Genomic DNA, 17,982 nt, shown 5'->3' with positions numbered 1-17,982 from the left:
ATGAACAGCAGTCGGAGCTCTGGACACCAGGACCTGCTCAACACGGTCGCCGAGGCCGCACGCCTGCACGCCCACCGGCCCGCGGTGATCGACCGCGCGGGCACGACCACGTACGCCCACCTGATGATCCGCGCCCGGCAGTGGTCCGAGGACTTCCGGGCCCGGGGGGTGCGCCCGGGGGACCTGGTCGCCCTGCTCCTGCCGCCAGGGCGGGACGCGATCGCCGCCGCGCTTGCCGCGTTCATGACGGGCGCCGCCTACGCGCCGATCGACCCGGCGCAGCCCGCGCGGCGCATCGGCCGGATGCTCCAGGGCTGCCGCCCCGCGCTGTGCCTGTCCGTCGCGGGCGCGGACGTCGACGGCCGCCCGACCGTGGCGCCGGAGCAGCTCGCCGGCGGCTGGGCAAAGGACACCACGACACCCCTGGACCTCACGGACCTCCCTGATGTTCCGACCCGTCCCGCCGATGTCGCGTACGTCATCCACACCTCCGGCTCCACCGGGAACCCGAAGGGCGTGCAGGTCGAGCACCACGGCGTGCTGGAACTGATCGACGACTTCGCGGACCGGGCCCCCGTACCCGAGGTCCACCGCGGCGCCGCCTGGTCCAGCCCCGACTTCGACGCCTCCATCTGGGAGGTCTGGCCGGTGCTGACCCACGGCGGCACCGTCGTTGTCGTCCCTGAGGAGGACCGGCTGGACGCGGCCGACTACCTCGGCTTCCTCGACCGGCACGCGATCCACACCGCGTACATCCCGCCGTCCTTCCTGCCCGACCTGCGCGCCCGTACGGCCGCCGACCCCGCGTTCTGCCGCGAGCTGACCCGCCTCATGGTCGGCGTCGAACCGATCCCGCTCGGCCTCCTGCAAGACCTCATGCGTCACCGCTCGGGACTCACCGTGGTGAACGCCTACGGCACCGCCGAGACCACCGTGATCTGCGCGGTGTTCACCGTTCCGAGGACCGGCGGCGATCCGCTGGCCCGTACGCCCATCGGCACCGCCGTCCGCGGCAGCCGGCTGGCCGTGATCGACGAATCGGGCGCGCTCTCCGCCGACGGGCACGGTGAACTCGTCGCGATCGGCGGGTGCGTGGCCCGCGGTTATCTCGGCGCGAGCGGCGAGGCCGCGGCGCGCTTCTTCACCTGGCCGGACGGCGAACGGGCCTACCGCACCGGTGACTTGGTCAGCACCCTGCCGGACGGCAACATCGTCTTCGGTGGCCGTGCCGACCGGCAGCTCAAGGTCCGGGGGTACCGCATCGAGCCGGGGGAGGTGGAGGCGGCCGTTCACGCGGTGGTGGATGTGCAGGAAGTCGTGGTGGGTGCGCGGGATCTGCCGGGGCATGGGCCGGCGGTCGTCGCATACCTCCGGCCGCGGCCGGGAGAGGGTCTTGACGAGCGGGCGGCGCGGGCGCGGCTGCGGCAGCGGCTGCCGGCGTATGCGGTTCCGGCGGCGTTCGTGCTGGTCGAAGTGGTGCCGTTGACGAAGAACGGTAAGACGGATCATGCGGCGTTGGCGGCGTTGCCGTTGCCGTTGTCCTTGCCAGGTGCGAGCTCGGGTGCGGGTGCGGGGATCTCGCCGGTGGGCGGGTCCGCCGCGGGCGCTTTGTCGCTGTCCGGTTCCGTCACGGGGCCCTCGCCGCTGGGTGCCGGTGCCACCGCCTTGGACCTCGTGATCGACAGCTGGCAGGCCGTGCTGGGTGCCGCCCCGGTGTCGGCACGCGACGGTTTCGTCGACATCGGCGGAACCTCCCTGAGCGCCGTCCGGGTGGCGACCCGGCTGCGGGAGCTGACCGGTCGCCGGGTGAGCGCGGCGGACGTCCTGACCACCGCCGACGCCGAGGGGCTTGCCGCGCGGATCGAAGAGGCGCCCTTCACCGAGACGCAGGCGGTGCCCGCTGCCCCGCAGGGTGCGGTACGGGGACCGCTGAGCCCTGCCCAGCTGGCCATGTGGATGCACGAGACGGTCACCGATAATCCGGAGCTGTACATCGAGAACGCGTGCTTCGAGCTACGGGGATCGCTGGACGCCGGGCTGCTGACTGCCGCGCTGGAGGCGACCTTCGCCGCGCATCCGGTGTTCGGGTCGACGGTGACCGCGGACGGTTCGCTGCCTGTGCAGCAGCTCGGGGTGCACCGGATCGCGGTGCGGCGGGTGTCCGCTGCCGAAGCGGGCGATACGGCGTCGGCAGCCGAGGCGTTCGTCCTGCGCGAGTCGAGGACCGGCATCGACCTGTCCGGTGGCCCGCTCACCCGCTGCCTGCTGATCACGGTGGCCGAGGACCACCACATCCTGCTCTTCGTCTGGCACCACCTGGTCGTGGACGCGGTGTCCTTCCAGGTCTTCCTCGACGACCTGCACCGCCGCTACGCGGACCCGGCCTTTCTTCCCGAGCCGTCCCCGGTCACCGCCTGCGACCTCAACGCGCGCGAGACGGCGGCTCTCGACCATCCGGCCACCCGGGCGAGGGCGGCCGAGGCGGTGACCCGCCTGAAGGGGGTGGAGCTGCTGCCGCTGGCCGGCCGCAGGATCGTCCTCGACGCGGCGGACGCGTGCGGCCTCCCGGTCGAGATCGCCTTCGGCACCGCCCTGCCCGCGCCCACCGCGGTGGGCCGGATCGGTACGACCCTCCCGGCACTGCTCTCGGCGGCGTTCCAACGCGCGGTCGGTGAGACCCTGGGACTCCAGGATTTCCCGCTCGGCCTGGTCACCGCCGGCCGCACCGAGAACCACTCCTCCCGGGCGACCGGCTGCTTCGTCAACACCGTGCTGCTACGCGCCGACGGCGACCCGCACACCGCACCCGAGTCCGCGGTCCTCGCCGCCGCGGAGCAGCTCGCACAGGCGGTCTCGGAACAGGACCTCCCCTTCAGCGCGGTCGCGGCGGAACTCCTGCGTGACGTGAACCCGCGCCCGCGCAGCTTCCCGGAGGTCTGCCTGAGCATGAGCACCGCGATCCGGCTCGAACTGCCGGGGGCCACCTGCGTACGCCGCCGACTGAGGCATCCACAGCCGAAGTTCGACCTGGCGCTCATTGTCGAGTACGCGCAGGGAGGGCTGTCGGGCGAACTGCACTACCGGAGGCAGTTGATCGACGATGCCACCGCCGGGCGGGTGGTGACGGCGTTCGCCGGGCAGCTGGCGGTACTCACGGCGGGTGTTACGGCTGCGGAAGCGGAATTCGTCGGGTGAACGGTCGCCGGTCGCCGCTGGGCCGTTTCCGGTCGCTCGGCGGCCGGCGGCCGGCAGGCATGGCGGTGCCGAAGAGTCACGAACCGCCCTCTCAGAGCGCGCTGCCCGGCTTCGGCAGCGGCTTGCCGTACCAGAGTTCGATCAGGCTGGCCGCGATCGAGATGCCGTACGGCGGGAGGACCTCACCGGATTCGAAGCCCGCGCGCAGGTCCTCGCGGGAGAACCAGCGGGCCTCGTGGATCTCGTCGCCGTCGACCTCGATGTCGTGGGAGACGGCGCGGGCCATGAAACCGAGCATGAGGCTGGACGGGAACGGCCACGGCTGGCTGGCGACGTACTCGACCTGGCCGACGAGGATGCCGGCCTCCTCGAACACCTCGCGGCGCACCGACTGCTCGATGGACTCGCCGGGCTCGACGAAACCGGCGAGCGTCGAGAAGCGGCCCTCGGGCCAGTGGACCTGGCGGCCGAGGAGGATGCGGTCCTCCTGGTCGGTGACGGCCATGATCACGGCCGGGTCGGTGCGCGGGTAGTGCTCGGCGCCGCATGCCTGGCAGCGGCGGATGTGGCCGGCGGCCGCTATGACGGTGCGCTCGCCGCAGCGGGAGCAGAAGCGGTGCAGGCGCTGCCAGTTCTCGAGGGCGACGGCGTGCACCATGAGGCCGGCGTCGCGGGGCGAGAGGAGCAGGCCGGCTTCGCGCAGGCCCGCGGGGCGCGCGGACTGGTCCATGCGGCCGGGCAGGGCGTCCTTCTGGAGGGCGAAGTAGCTGGTGCCGTCGTCGTCGCTGCCCAGGAAGTAGCGGTGCGCTTCGGTGAGAGGGGCTTCGAAGGAGGGGGTCATGACGAGTTCGGTACGCCCGTCGGGCGTCTCGTCGATGAGGACCTGACCGCCGGAGACCACGAAGCAGCGGGTCGTGGGGTGGCTCCACGCCGCGGCGAGCCAGGCCTCGTCGAGCCGGTGGTGCGCGGCCCGGTCGATGCCGCTGGGGGCGGTGAGCGAGATGGGACGGTCGGCGATGTGGTCGGTCCAGGTGGTCACAGGTGCTTCCAACTCCCCCGGTGGAACGGATATTTCGACGGGCGGTTCGGCGGGACGTGGGTGGTGGCGCTTGGGGGGCGGCGGTTTTCGAACAGGTTCGCGCGGGTGCCGGGCAGTGGTTTCATCGTGCCCCTGGGCGTCTGCCGGTCCGCGCCGGGCAGAGTCTTCAGGCTTCATGGCGCCAGTTTTCGGCGAGGTCGCCCCACAGGTAGGCGGTGGTCTCGACGCCCTTGAGCAGCAGGTCGATCTCCACCTTCTCGTTGGGCGCGTGCCAGCCGTCGGACGGGACGGAGATGCCCAGGAAGAGCACGGGGGCACCGAGGACGTCCTGGAGGTCGGCGGCCGGGCCGCTGCCGCCCTCACGCGTGTAGCGGACGGGTTTGCCGAAGGCGCGGCTCATGGCACGTACGACGGACTGCAGGGCGGGGTGGTCCAGAGGGGTCAGGCACGGGCGCGTGGCCGCCGCGAACGTGATCTCGTACCGGATCCCGGCGGGGACGTGGGTCGTGGTCCAGTCGCGGACGATCTTCTCGATGTGGTCGGGGTCCTGGCCGGCGACCAGCCGGAAGGAGAGCTTCACCATGGCCGAGGCCGGGACGATCGTCTTGCTGCCGGGCCCCTGGTAGCCGCCGCCGATGCCGTTGACCTCGGCGGCGGGGCGCGTCCAGACGCGCTCCAGGGTGGTGTGTCCGGCTTCACCGTGGGTGGCGTACGACTTCGCGCTGCGCAGCCACTGCTCCTCGTCGAAGGGAAGTTCGGCGAAGAGTGCGCGCTCCCGGTCGGTGAGGTCGCTGACGCCTTCGTAGAAGCCGGGGATCGCCACACGCGCGTGGTCGTCGTGCAATGCGGCGACGAGCCGGGCGACGGCGGTCGCCGGGTTGGGCACCGCGCCGCCGAAGGAGCCGGAGTGGATGTCCTGGTCGGGTCCGTGGAACTGGATCTCGCACTCGGCGAGGCCGCGCATGCCGGTGCACACCGTGGGGGTGTCCTCGGCCCACATACCGGTGTCGGAGACGATCACGGCGTCGGCGGCGAGCCGGTCGGCGTGCTCCTCGACGAGGGAACGGAAATGGATGGATCCGGACTCCTCCTCGCCCTCGACCAGCATCTTCAGATGGACGGCGGGCGCGGTGCGGCCGGTGGTGGCGAGGTGGGCGCGGACGCCGAGTGTGTGGAAGAACACCTGGCCCTTGTCGTCGGCGGCGCCTCGCGCGTGGAGGCGATTGCCCCGGACGACCGGTTCGAAGGGGTCGCTGTCCCAGCCGTCCTCGCCTGCCGCGGGCTGCACATCGTGGTGGCCGTAGACCAGGACCGTGGGGGCGCCGGGGTCGTCGGCGGGCCACTCGGCGAAGACCGCCGGGGCACCCGGTGTCGCCCAGACCTCGACGGTAGGGAAGCCCGTTTCCCGGAGTTTGGCGGCAAGCCAGTCGGCGCTGCGGCGTACATCGGCGGCGTGGTCGGGCTGGGCCGACACGGACGGGATGCGCAGCCACTCGGCGAGGTCGTCGAGGAAGGCGGCGCGGTGCTGCTCGATGTACGTGCGGACGGCGCTGTCCGGGGCCTGGCTCATGGTCATGAGCTTATCGGCCCGCGCTGACATCCTCGTCCGGCAGCTCGAACGCGGCCGGCTCGTCCAGGAGCAGCCGCTCCAGCGCGGCCCGGTCCGGGAGATCGTCCGGCCGTACGGTTTCGCCGGTGCGCACGTAGAGGAAGGCGGCCTCGACGGCTTCCAGCGGCACGCCCTGCTGCTCGGCCCAGGCCAGCCGGTAGACGGCGAGCTGGAGCGGGTCGGCGGTGGGGGCACGATGGGTCTTCCAGTCGATGATCTCGTACGTGACATCGGCGCCGTCGCCCTCTTTGTAGACGGCGTCGATCCGGCCCCGTACGACGCGTCCGGCGATGTCGAGCTGGAAGGGTGCCTCGACCCGGTAGGGCGTGCGGTGTGCGTACGCGGTGTTTTCGAAGGCGTCCTTGAGGGTTTCCAGGTCGCGTTCGTCGGCGATCTCGGCGTCGCTGCCGGGCAGCTCGTCGTGCTCCAGCATGGGGAGCCGCAGTGCCTCGAAGCGGGCCTCGACCCAGGCATGGAAGCGGATGCCTCGACGGGCCGCGGGCTGCGGGGGGCGTGGCATGGGGCGGGCCAGCTCCTGGGCGAGAGCGTCCGGGTCGGCGGCCAGGAGCATCAGTTGCGACGCGGTCATCGACAGGGGCAGGGGTACGTCGGTGACGCTCTCCCGCGCGCGCAGCAGTTCTCCGGCGAGGGCGTCGAGGTCACGGTCCCAGGAGGCGACGGCGCGGGCCTCCTCGGGTGTGAGATCCGCCTCGGCGGGGTGTCTGCGGGCGTGGGGAACGGTGGGCGGGCGGTCGTGGCCGCGTCCGGTGTGGGGCACGCGTGCGTGGGGCGACGTCGGTGCGGGCGGTTCGGGCCGGTCCGTGGTCCAGGCGTCCCAGTCCGTGTCGTCCGCTGCGGGGAAGGGGGCGTCCTGATCGGGATGGCCGTGGGCGAGGTACGCGTCGTCGAAGGGTTCGTCGTCCTCGTACGGAGGCTCGTCGTCCGGCGGCGGGGGCCAGTCCGGGTCGTCGTAGGTGTCGGGGTCGGGCGCGGCCGCGGGGCGACCTTCGTCGTGGGAGGAGAGGGTCTCCAGGTGGGCGAGGACCGTCTCTGCGGCCGCCCGACGGCGGCGGAAGGCGGCGTCGTCCAGGGGCAGGGGCCACAACTGGTCGGCGGTCGTCGCGTGCAGGGCGGGATTTTCCTCGTCCTGCGCCGGCTCGTCCGCCCACACCTCGATCTCGCCGTGTCCGGCCGTGCAGTGGTCGTGGAGGGCCCGCAGGAAGTCGGAGGGGCCCCGGGGCTTCTTCTGTGAGGGCCCCCACCAGTGGCCCGAGCCGAGCAGGAGGGAGCGGGGACGGGTGAAGGTGACGTAGCCGAGGCGGAGCTCCTCGGTGTGCTGGTGGTTCTTCATCGCCTCCTGGAAGGCCTTCATGCCCCGGGAGTCCCAGGCCTCGATGTCGGGGAGCGTGTCGGTGTCGCCGCGCAGTCCGTGGGGCAGGACCTTGGCCTGGGAGGTCCATTTCTCGCGGCCCTGGGCGCTGGGGAAGGTGCCGGTGACCAGGCCTGGGACGGCCACGACGTCCCACTCCAGGCCCTTCGACTTGTGGGCGGTGAGCACCTTGACGGTGTTCTCGCCGCCGGGCAGCGCGTTGTCGAGGCCCTTCTCGTACTGCGCCGCGGTGCGCAGGAAACCGAGGAAGGCGAGCAGGCTCGCCTCGCTCTCGTGGGCGGCGAACGAGGCGGCGATGTCCAGGAAGTTGGAAAGGGTCTCGCGGCGGCGGGCGGCCAGGGCGTGCGGGGACGCCGACAGCTCCACCTCCAGGCCGGTGACGGCGAGCACGCGGTGCAACACGTCCATCAGGGGGTCGGCGAGGGAGCGGCGCAGGTCGCGCAGTTCGGTGGCGAGCCGGGCGAAACGCACGCGCGCGTCCGGTGAGAAAGGCAGACCGTCGTCATCGCCCTCCCCCCTCATGGAGGTCTCCAGGAAGGTGTCGAGGGCGTCCGCGAGCGATATCACCTCGGAGGGGTCGACCCCCTCGACCGCCTCGGCGAGCCGACGGTCCGGGTCGTCCGGGTCGCCCACGCGCGCGTGGGACACGAGAAAACGGGCCCGGCGGCCCAACAGGGCGAGGTCGCGCGGGCCGATGCGCCAGCGCGGGCCGGTCAGCAGCCGCACCAGGGAGGCGTTGGCCCCGGGGTCCTGGAGGACCTCGCAGACGGACACCAGGTCGGCGACCTCGGGCAGGTGCAGCAGCCCGGAGAGGCCCACGACCTCGACGGGGACGTCCCGGGCGACGAGCGCCCCCTGGATCTCGGCGAAATCCGTGGCGGTGCGGCACAGGACGGCGATCTCGCCGGGTGCCTTTCCGGTGCGTACGAGGTGGGCGATGGAGTCGGCGAGCCAGTCGATCTCCTCGGCGTGGGTGGGCAGCAGCGCGCAGCGCACCTGGCCGTCGCGCTCGGCGCCGGGTGCGGGGCGGAGAGCCTCCACGCCCGCGTGCATGGCGCGCAGGGGCTCCGCGAGGTCGTTGGCGAGGTCGAGAAGGCGGCCCCCACTGCGGCGGTTCTCACTGAGTGACTGGCGGGCCGCCGAGCCGCCGTCGGCGTGGGCGAAGTGCTCGGGGAAGTCGTCGAGGTTGGCGACGGAGGCGCCGCGCCAGCCGTAGATCGCCTGGCAGGGGTCGCCGACCGCGGTCACGGGATGGCCGGTGCCGTCGCCGAACAGGCCTGCCAGGAGGATGCGCTGGGCCACCGAGGTGTCCTGGTACTCGTCGAGAAGCACCACCCGGAACTCGTCGCGCAGGACGCGGCCCACTTCGGGAATGCGGGCCAGCGTCGCGGACAGGGCGATCTGGTCGCCGAAGTCCAGGAGGTCGCGCTCGCGCTTGGCGGCCCGATAGCGGGTCACCAGTTCGGCGAGTTCACGGCGGGCGGCTGCCGTCTCGGGAACCTTGCGCAGGTCCGCGTTGGTGAGTTTGGTGCCCTCCAGAGCACTCAGCAGCTCGGCGTCGTACGCGCGCAGTTCCTCGGGGCGCACGAGGTGTTCGGAGAGTTCGGCGTCCAGGGTCAGGAGGTCGCTGACGAGGTCCGGGAAGGAGCGGGTGAGTGACGGGTACGGGCCGGGGGCTTCGCGCAGGACGCGCGCGGCGAGCTGGTAGCGGGTCGCGTCGGCGAGGAGGCGGGCGGTGGGTTCGAGGCCGATGCGCAGGCCGTGGTCGGTCAGGAGGCGGCCGGCGAAGGAGTGGTAGGTCGAGATGACGGGTTCGCCGGGTGGGTTGTCGGGGTCGATGACGTCCGGGTCGGTGACGCCTGCCTTGACGAGTGCCTTGCGGACGCGTTCGGCGAGTTCCCCTGCGGCCTTGTTGGTGAAGGTGAGCCCGAGCACCTGTTCGGGGGCGACCTGGCCGGTGCCCACGAGCCACACCACGCGTGCCGCCATCACCGTCGTCTTGCCCGACCCCGCTCCGGCCACGATCACCTGCGGGGCGGGCGGCGCGGTGATGCAGGCCGTCTGCTCCGGGGTGAACGGGATGCCCAGGAGCTCCTTGAGCTGCTCGGGGTCGCTGATACTGGCTGGCACGTCACAGAGGCTAGCGGCGGCCACTGACAGTCGGTGTCACTCGACCACCTGCCGGCCTTCCGGGCGGACGCTGCACGAGGCCCTGAAGGAGCAGTGCGCGCAGTGCTGGCCCGCGGTCGGGGTGAACCGTTCGTCGAGCACCTTGCCGGCGGCGGTGGCCAGCAGGTCGCCGATCCACTCCCCCTGCCCTTCTGCCCCCGCCCCTCCCTCGATGGGGGCCTGTGCCTGCACCTTGGGCAGTGTTTCGCCACCGTCCCTTTTCGCGGCGCCCTGGCGCAGCTGGACGAGTTCGGCGCCGCCCGGTTCGGGCCGCACGCCGTCGAAGGCGTCGTCGACGGCACCTTCGCGGACGGCGAGCTGGTAGACGGCGAGCTGGGGATGGCGGGCCACCTCGGCGGCGGTGGGTGCGTGTTTGCCGGTCTTGAAGTCGACGACGTAGGCGCGGCCGTCGCCGTCGGTCTCGACGCGGTCCATGGAACCGCGGATGCGCACTTCGTAGTCGCCGGCTTCGAGGGTCACGTCGAAGTCGTGCTCGCTGGCCACGGGGGTGCGGCCGGTGCGCCTGGAGTCGACGTGCCACGTCAGGAAGCGTTCGAGCGCCACGCGCGCGTGCTCCTTCTCCTGCGCGGACTTCCAGGGTGCGTCGAAGGCGAGCGCGTTCCACACGGAGTCGAGGCGCTCCATGAGGACGGCGAGGTCGGCGGGGGTGTGTCCGGAGGCGACCTCGTCGGCGAGGACGTGCACCACGTTGCCGAAGCCCTGGGCGGCGGTCGCGGGCGCGTCCGCCTTCACCTCCCGGCCCAGGAACCACTGCAGGGCGCAGGTGTTGGCGAGTTGGTCGAGGGCGCTGCCGGAGAGCACGACGGGCTGGTCGCGGTCGCGCAGCGGGACCTTGCTCTCCGTCGGCTCGTACATGCCCCACCAGCGGTAGGGGTGCGCCGACGGCACGAGCGGGCGGCCCTCCTCGTCGGTGAGCGCGGCGAGCCGGGCCAGGCGGCGGGCGGCTGCCTCTCTGAGGGAGGCGGACACACGCGGGTCGACCGTCGTGGCGCGCAGTTCGGCGACGAGGGCGGCCACGGAGAGCGGGCGGCGCGGGCGGCCCGTGACGTCCTTGGGTTCGACGCCGAGTTCGGTGACGAAACGGGAGGGCTGGTCGCCGTCGTCGGCGGGGGCCTTCACCGCGGTGACGACCAGGCGTTCACGCGCGCGTGTGGCGGCCACGTAGAACAGCCGCCGCTCCTCGGCGAGCAGTGCTCCCGGGGTGAGCGGTTCGGCGAGGCCGTCGCGACCGATGCGGTCGGCCTCCAGGAGGGAGCCGCGGCGGCGCAGGTCGGGCCACAGGCCCTCCTGGACGCCGGCGACGACCACGAGGCGCCACTGGAGGCCCTTGGCGCGGTGCGCGGTCATCAGGCGTACGGCTTCGGGGCGTACGGCGCGGCGGGTGAGGGTGTCGGCGGCGATGTCCTCGGCGTCGGTCTCCTCCAGGAAGTTGAGAGCGCCGCGGCCGCCGGTGCGTTCCTCCGCGCGCGCGGCGGTCGCGAACAGCGCGCACACGGCGTCCAGGTCGCGGTCGGCGTTGCGTCCGGCCGCGCCGCCGCGCCTGGCCGCCCGCTCCAGCCGTCCTGGCCAGGGTGTGCCGTTCCACAGGTCCCAGAGGGCCTCTTCGGCCGTACCGCCGCCCGCGAGGCGCTCACGTGCCTTTCGGAGCAGCGCGCCGAGGCGCTGGGCGCCCCGCGCGTACGTCGGGTCGTGGGCGACCAGGCGTTCCGGTTCGGCCAGCGCGCGGGCCAGGAGTTCGTCCGAGGGCGGCGGTGCGGGGTTGCCCGCGGTCCTCTCCTCCTCGCGCAGGGCGCGGCCGAGGCGGCGCAGATCGGCGGTGTCCATGCCGGCGAGGGGCGAGGTGAGCAGGGTCAGGGCGGTCTCGGTGCCGAGCCAGCCGGTGTCCCCGGGCACGGCGACTTCGGAGGCTTCGCCCGCGTCGCCACCCGCCCCTTCGGCGTCCCTCTCCCCGACCGCGCCCGACGCCTCCGCGGTCGCCACGGCTCGAAGCGCCGTCAGGAGTGGTGCCACCGCCGGTTCGTGGCGCAGGGGCAGGTCGTCGCCGTCGATGTCCAGGGGAACCCCGGCGGCCGTGAGGGCGCGCCGGATCGTGGGGATCGTACGACCGCCGGCCCGCACCAGGACGGCCATCTCGCCCCAGGGGACACCGTCCTCCAGGTGGGCGCGGCGCAGGATGTCGGCGATGTTGTCCAGCTCCGTACCGGACGTCGGGTACGTGCAGACCTCGACGCGGCCTCCGTCGCGGACCGGGGTGAGTTCGCGGTGGGCGCGGACCTTCTCGGCGGGGAGGCGGGTCAGCGGCATGCGCTGGGTGAGGAGGCGGGTGGCGGTGAGCGGGGTGGCGGCGGAGCGGCGGGAGGTCCTGAGGACCTCGACCGGGGCGGGGCGGCCGTCCGCGCGCGGGAAGGCGTCCGGGAAATCCAGGATGCCGTTGACGTCCGCCCCCCGGAACGCGTAGATCGACTGGTCGGGGTCGCCGAGGGCGACGAGTGTCCGGCCGCCTCCGGCGAGCGCGTGCAGGAGCCGTACCTGGGCCGGGTCGGTGTCCTGGTACTCGTCCACGTAGACGGCGTCGTAGCGGGCGGCGAGCTGCCCCGCGGTGTCGGGGCGGGTCGCGAGGAGCACCGCGCGGTGGACGAGCTCCGCGTAGTCGAGCACTCCTTGCATGTCGAGTACGTCGAGGTACTCGGCGAGGAAGGCGGCGGCGGCCCGCCAGTCGGGGCGGCCGATGCGCCGGGCGAAGGCGTCCAGGGCGTCCGGGCCGAGGCCCAGTTCACGGCTGCGGGCGAGAACCGCGCGGACCTCGTCGGCGAAGCCGCGGGTGGTGAGGCAGGCGCGCAGTTCGTCCGGCCAGCGCACATGGACGAGGCCGAGCCGCTCCAGGTCGGGCTGGCCGGCGAGCAGGCCGCGTACGGCCACGTCCTGTTCGGGGCCGGAGAGCAGCCGCAGGGGTTCCACGAAGAGGTCGCTGTCCTGGTGGGCGCGGACCAGGGCGTAGCAGAAGGAGTGGAAAGTGGTCGCGCGGGGAGCGCGGGCGGCGCCGATGCGCAGCGCCATGCGGTCGCGCAGTTCGACGGCCGCCTTACGACTGAACGTGAGGACGAGGATCCGCTCGGGGTCCGCGCCCCGGGCGATCCTGGCCGCCACGGACTCGACGAGGGTGGTGGTCTTCCCGGTTCCCGGACCTGCGAGGACGAGCAGTGGTCCCCGCGCGTGGTCAACCACCGCGCGCTGTGCGGCGTCCAGATGAGGGGGAACCTGCCGTGTGGGCGGGGTACGCACCAGTCGGTAAGCGCCACGGGTCCCCTGTCGCCCCTGGGGGTGCGGCAGGCGCCTGGTGGAGGAAGAGGAGCTCACGTGGTTCGCCGGTCCTGGAGGGTGTACTGGTTGGCTGAGCGCCACGCGTGGGAAACGGTGGCCGGACGGTGAGGGGGGTAGGTGCGGCTGACGCTACGCCGACGGACGGTTCGGAAGCAGGGCTTCCGCATGTTCCCTCCGGCCCCGAGCGCCACCCGGGCCCCTCGCCCCACGAACGTACGCCATGGCACGGACGTGCCCGGTTTACCCCGTACGGGCCACAGGCCCCCCTGACGCCCGCCGGATGGCGGAAGCTGTCAGGTGTGACCCTCCGCCCGCTCGACGCCGTCCCACCGCGCCCGTCTCATGTCGAGGCGCGGAAGGTGCCCCACGGCGGCCGTGCTCGCCTCTTTCAGGGGTGTGCCTTCCGCGCGGTAGTGGTCGAGGGCGTCCAGTTCGTGCCCCGGGAGCAGCACACCGTCCGCCCGGACTACCCGCCACCACGGAACGGCCCCTCCGTAGAGGGCCATCACGCGCCCGACCTGGCGGGGCCCGCCCTCCTCCAGCCATTCGGCCACGTCGCCGTACGTCATGACACGCCCGGGCGGGATCAGTTCCGCGGCCTCCAGGGCCCGCTCGGCGTACTCCGGCAGGGCGTCCACCGGAAGGCTCTCGTCGCTCATCCGGCCCATCCTGCCCCACCTCACCGACAATGTGATGAGGCGGCGACCGCGGATGTTCCTCGCCCCGGAGCGACGCTTGCGGCAGACTGTGCGCCCCCGCATCGCACCCTGATGCCCCTGTGTGTCAGTGGGGCATGCCACCATCGTGCGGGCGGTGACCGGTGATACGAGACCAAGAAGAGACCATGGAGCATCAGGGCGTGCACCCCGAAGACGCGGAGGGCACCTCTGAGGTCTCGCCGCGCCCCGGTGCCGACGGCACCGGCCACGAGCACGAGCGGACACCGGCCGGAGCGGCCGCCGACTGCGACGACGACGCCCACGTCGAAGAGGTCGAGGGCGACGAACCGCTGCTCCCCGCGCGCGTGCACCGCCCGTCCGATCTCATGCGGTTCCTGGCGGGCGTCTTCGCCGTCGTCGTGTTGCTGGCGATCGCCGCCTTCGCGCACGGCACCACCTCGGGACTCGAACAGGACATCAACAAGGGCACCGGCCAGGCACCCGACCTGCTGATCAAGATCGCGGGTCTGGCGTCCAGCATCGCGATCCTCCTGGTGCCGGTCGCCTTCGCCATCGAGCGGCTGATCAAGCGGGACGGGCTGCGAATCGCCGACGGTGTCCTCGCGGCGGTCCTCGCGCACGGGGTGACCCTCGCCACCGACCTGTGGGTCGCCAAGGGCGCCCCGGACTCCATCCAGGAGGCGCTGACGCAGCCCTCCCCCGGCGACATCCACGCTCTCACCGACCCGGTGCACGGCTATCTCGCGCCGGTCATCGCGTACATGACGGCCGTCGGCATGTCCCGTCGGCCGCGCTGGCGGGCCGTGCTGTGGGTCGTGCTGCTGCTCGATGCCTTCTCGATGCTGGTCACCGGCTACACGACACCGTTCTCGATCATCCTGACGGTGCTGATCGGCTGGTCGGTGGCGTACGGGACGCTGTACGCGGTCGGCTCACCGAACGTGCGTCCCACCGGGCGCAACCTGATGGCGGGCCTGCGGCACGTCGGTTTCCGCCCGGTGAGCGCGGCCCGCGAGGAGGTGCCGGAGACGTCGGACAGCGGTGACCGGGGCCGGCGCTATTTCGTCACCCTGGAGGACGGCCCTCCGCTGGACGTCACGGTCGTCGACCGCGAGCAGCAGGCGCAGCACTTCTTCTACCGCGTGTGGCGCAACATCACGCTGCGCGGCCTGGCCACGCGCAGCAGCCTCCAGTCGCTGCGCCAGGCGCTGGAGCAGGAGGCTCTCCTCGCGTACGCGGCGATCGCCGCCGGCGCCAACGCGCCCAAGCTGATCGCGACCTCGGAGCTCGGCCCGGACGCCGTGATGCTCGTCTACGAGCACACCGGAGGCCGCACTCTGGACTCGCTGGACGACGAGGAGATCACCGACGAGCTGCTGCGCAACACCTGGCACCAGGTGAAGGCCCTGCAGTCGCGGCGCATCGCGCACCGCAGACTCGTCGGCGAGGCGATTCTGGTGGATCGTTCCGGCAAGGTGATCCTCACCGACCTGCGGGTGGGCGAGATCGCGGCCGGGGACCTGCTGCTGCGCATGGACATCGCCCAGCTGGTGGCGACGCTGGGCCTGCGCGTGGGTGCCGAACGCGCGGTGGCGTCCGCGGTCGGGGTGCTCGGCCCGGACGCGGTGGCGGACTGTCTGCCGCTGCTCCAGCCCATCGCGCTGTCGCGCTCCACGCGCGCGACGCTGCGCAAACTCGCCCGCGAGCGCGCCCAGCGTCAGCGCGAGGCGGTCCTGGAGGCTTCCCAGCAGGCCAAACAGGCCCGGCTTGAGGCAACCCGCCCCGACACCGCGCCCGCTGAACTGGAAAAGCCCGACAAGAAGGCCGTCCGCGCGGAGCAGCGGGCCGAGAAGCGGGCCATCGACGAAGCCCTGGAGGGGGCCCGCGAGGAGGATCTGCTCACCCAGATCCGTCACCAGGTACTACTGATCAGACCGCAGGCACCGGTCGAGCCGGCCCGGCTGGAACGAGTGAGACCCCGCACGCTGATCAGCTTCATGGCCGGTGCGTTCGGCGCGTACTTCCTGCTCTCCCAACTCACCCACATCGAGTTCGCCACCCTGTTCGACAACGCCGAGTGGGGCTGGGTCATCGCGGCCGTGCTGTTCTCCGCGTTGAGCTACGTCGCCGCGGCGATGAGTCTGCTCGGTTTCGTGCCGGAGCGGGTGCCGTTCGTACGGACCGTGGCCGCGCAGGTCGCCGGGTCGTTCGTGAAGATCGTGGCGCCCGCGGCGGTGGGCGGAGTCGCCCTCAACACTCGTTTCCTGCAACGCTCGGGCGTACGGCCAGGGCTCGCGGTGGCCAGCGTCGGCGCGTCGCAGTTGTTCGGACTCGGTTGCCACATCCTGATGCTGTTGTCGTTCGGCTATCTCACGGGCACCGAGAAGACACCCTCGCTGTCGCCGTCCAGGACGGTCATCGCCGGTCTGCTGACCGTCGCGGTGCTGGTCCTCGTGGTGACGTCGGTGCCGTTCCTGCGGAAGTTCGTCGTCACGCGCGTGAGGTCACTGTTCGCCGGTGTCATCCCGCGCATGCTGGACGTTCTCCAGCGTCCGCAGAAGCTGGTCACCGGTATCGGCGGCATGCTGCTGCTGACCGCGTGCTTCGTGATGTGCCTGGACGCGTCGATCCGGGCCTTCGGCGACGAGTCGACCTCGCTCAGCCTCGCCAGCGTCGCCGTCGTCTTCCTCGCCGGAAACGCGCTGGGGTCCGCGGCGCCGACCCCCGGTGGTGTGGGCGCGGTCGAGGCGACCCTGACGGTCGGCCTGATCGCCGTCGGCCTCCCCAAGGAGGTCGCCGCCCCCGCCGTACTCCTCTACCGACTGCTGACCCTGTGGATTCCGGTGCTGCCGGGCTGGCTGTTCTTCAACCACCTGACGCGGAAGGGCGCCCTCTAGGGCCCCTAGGGGAGTACCTCGTACGGCTCGTGCCCCGAGCGCCCCGCGGGGTACGACCGCAGGATGGAGGCATGCCCGCTCCCTTCCGGCCGCGTGCCGCTGTCCTGACCGCCACTGCCCTTCTGCTGTCCTCCCTGATGACAGGTGTCAGCGAAGATTCCGGCTCCGCGGACCAGGATCTGTCGGCCCAGAAGCTGGGTTGGAAGGACTGTCCCGCACCGTCCGCGTCGGAGGGCGGCGGCGAGGCCCCGTCACCGCTGCCGGATGGCGCCGACTGGCAGTGCGCCACCATGAAGGCGCCCCTGGACTGGGCCGAGCCGAAGGGCGACACGATCAGGCTCGCGCTGATCCGGGCGAAGGCCGGCGGCGGTGCGAGCAAGCGCATCGGATCCCTGATCTTCAACTTCGGCGGCCCCGGCGGCTCGGGAATCAGCGCGCTCCCCTCGTTCGGCACGGACTACGCGACGCTGCGCACGCGCTACGACCTGGTGAGCTTCGATCCCCGCGGGGTCGGCCGCAGCGACGGGGTGCGGTGCGAGGACGACGAACAGCTCGACGTGTACTTCCAGCAGGACGCGACGCCCGACAACGCCACCGAACGCGCCGAACTGCTGGACAACACGCGGAAGTTCAACGCGGCCTGCGAGAAACACTCCAAGAGGATGCTCCCGCATGTGCGGACCACCGACGCGGCCCGGGACATGGATCTGATGCGCCAGGTCCTCGGCGACGCCAAGCTGCACTACTTCGGCATCTCGTACGGAACCGAACTGGGCGGTGTCTACGCCCACCTGTTTCCCAAGAAGGTGGGCCGCGCGGTGTTCGACGGGGTCGTCGACCCGACCCAGAACCCCGAACAGGGCTCGCTCGGGCAGGCCAAGGGCTTCCAGCACGCGCTCGACAACTTCGCCGAGGACTGCACCTCGAAAACCGAGGAGTGCCTGGTCGGCGACACTCCGCGGGAGGTCAAGAACCGGATCGCCAAGCTCCTCAAGGACCTCGACGCGAAGCCGATCCCGGGCGTCTTCCCGCGCGAACTGACCGAGACCTCGGCGACCACCGGAATCGCCCAGGCGCTGTACTCCAAGGACTTCTGGCCCTACCTCACCCAGGGCCTCGACGAGGCGTACGACGGCGACGGCACGGTCCTGATGCTGCTGGCCGACTCCATGAACGGGCGCAGCCGGAACGGCGAGTACAGCAACCTCAGCGCGGCGAACATCGCCGTCAACTGCTCCGACCAGAAGCCGCGCTACACCGTCGCGGACATCGAGGCGAAGCTGCCCGAGTTCCGCGCCGCCTCGCCCCTGTTCGGCGACTTCCTGGCCTGGTCCATGGTCAGCTGCACCGACTGGGCCGTGCCCGGCGCCGCCGAGCACCCCGACGTCCACGCGACCGGATCGGCGCCGATCCTCGTCGTGGGCAACACCGGCGACCCGGCCACGCCGTACGAAGGCGCGCGGAAAATGGTGGGGGCACTGGGTGAGGGCGTGGGGGTCGAGCTGACGTACAAGGGGCAGGGGCATGGCGCGTACGACGGCGGGAACCGGTGCGTGCTCAAGGCGGTGAACGGCTATCTGCTGAACGGGAAGGTACCGGCGGCCGGGACCGTCTGCACCTAGAAAAACGCAGGTCAGAAGGTTATCCACAGGCTGATACGG

At 72.0% G+C, this 17,982-nt stretch carries 8 protein-coding genes; 3 read left to right on the top strand and 5 right to left on the bottom strand.

The window, feature by feature from the left end; translation table 11 throughout:
• Nucleotides 1–3,195 (top strand): amino acid adenylation domain-containing protein, encoded by a 3,195-nt coding sequence (locus ADL01_RS19630; RefSeq protein WP_053743318.1) that lies wholly within the window; start codon nucleotides 1–3, stop codon nucleotides 3,193–3,195.
• A 91-nt stretch (nucleotides 3,196–3,286) separates the two neighbouring features.
• Here the strand turns inward: ADL01_RS19630 and nudC are convergent, their stop codons facing one another.
• From nudC to ADL01_RS19605, 5 genes are all read right to left on the bottom strand, one after another.
• Nucleotides 3,287–4,234 carry an NAD(+) diphosphatase gene (nudC, locus tag ADL01_RS19625; RefSeq protein WP_053743317.1) on the bottom strand — a complete coding sequence of 316 codons (948 nt, stop codon included), beginning with the start codon at nucleotides 4,232–4,234 and terminating at the stop codon, nucleotides 3,287–3,289.
• A gap of 166 nt (nucleotides 4,235–4,400) precedes the next feature.
• On the bottom strand, nucleotides 4,401–5,810 hold the full coding sequence (locus ADL01_RS19620; protein ID WP_053743316.1) for a dipeptidase: 1,410 nt from the start codon (nucleotides 5,808–5,810) through the stop codon (nucleotides 4,401–4,403).
• 4 nt (nucleotides 5,811–5,814) lie between these two features.
• Complete coding sequence (locus ADL01_RS19615; protein WP_053743315.1) at nucleotides 5,815–9,363, bottom strand: ATP-dependent DNA helicase; 3,549 nt, start codon at nucleotides 9,361–9,363, stop codon at nucleotides 5,815–5,817.
• A gap of 36 nt (nucleotides 9,364–9,399) precedes the next feature.
• The gene (locus tag ADL01_RS19610) at nucleotides 9,400–12,780 is read right to left on the bottom strand and encodes an ATP-dependent helicase (RefSeq protein ID WP_078960629.1); all 3,381 of its coding nucleotides are present in this window, start codon (nucleotides 12,778–12,780) and stop codon (nucleotides 9,400–9,402) included.
• 257 nt (nucleotides 12,781–13,037) lie between these two features.
• Nucleotides 13,038–13,403 (bottom strand): MGMT family protein, encoded by a 366-nt coding sequence (locus ADL01_RS19605; RefSeq protein WP_053743313.1) that lies wholly within the window; start codon nucleotides 13,401–13,403, stop codon nucleotides 13,038–13,040.
• Nucleotides 13,404–13,588: 185 nt separating this feature from the next.
• Between ADL01_RS19605 and ADL01_RS19600 the strand changes: the two genes are divergently transcribed.
• Nucleotides 13,589–16,321 (top strand): lysylphosphatidylglycerol synthase domain-containing protein, encoded by a 2,733-nt coding sequence (locus tag ADL01_RS19600; RefSeq protein WP_053743312.1) that lies wholly within the window; start codon nucleotides 13,589–13,591, stop codon nucleotides 16,319–16,321.
• 71 nt (nucleotides 16,322–16,392) lie between these two features.
• Complete coding sequence (locus ADL01_RS19595) at nucleotides 16,393–17,943, top strand: alpha/beta hydrolase (RefSeq protein WP_053743311.1); 1,551 nt, start codon at nucleotides 16,393–16,395, stop codon at nucleotides 17,941–17,943.
• The last annotated feature ends 39 nt before the right edge of the window (nucleotides 17,944–17,982 follow it).

Origin of the sequence: Streptomyces sp. NRRL WC-3618, assembly GCF_001280005.1 — a bacterium.
Lineage (GTDB): Bacteria > Actinomycetota > Actinomycetes > Streptomycetales > Streptomycetaceae > Streptomyces.
The sequence above is the reverse complement of the archived record's forward strand: the minus strand, read 5'-3'. Positions and strand labels throughout refer to the sequence as shown.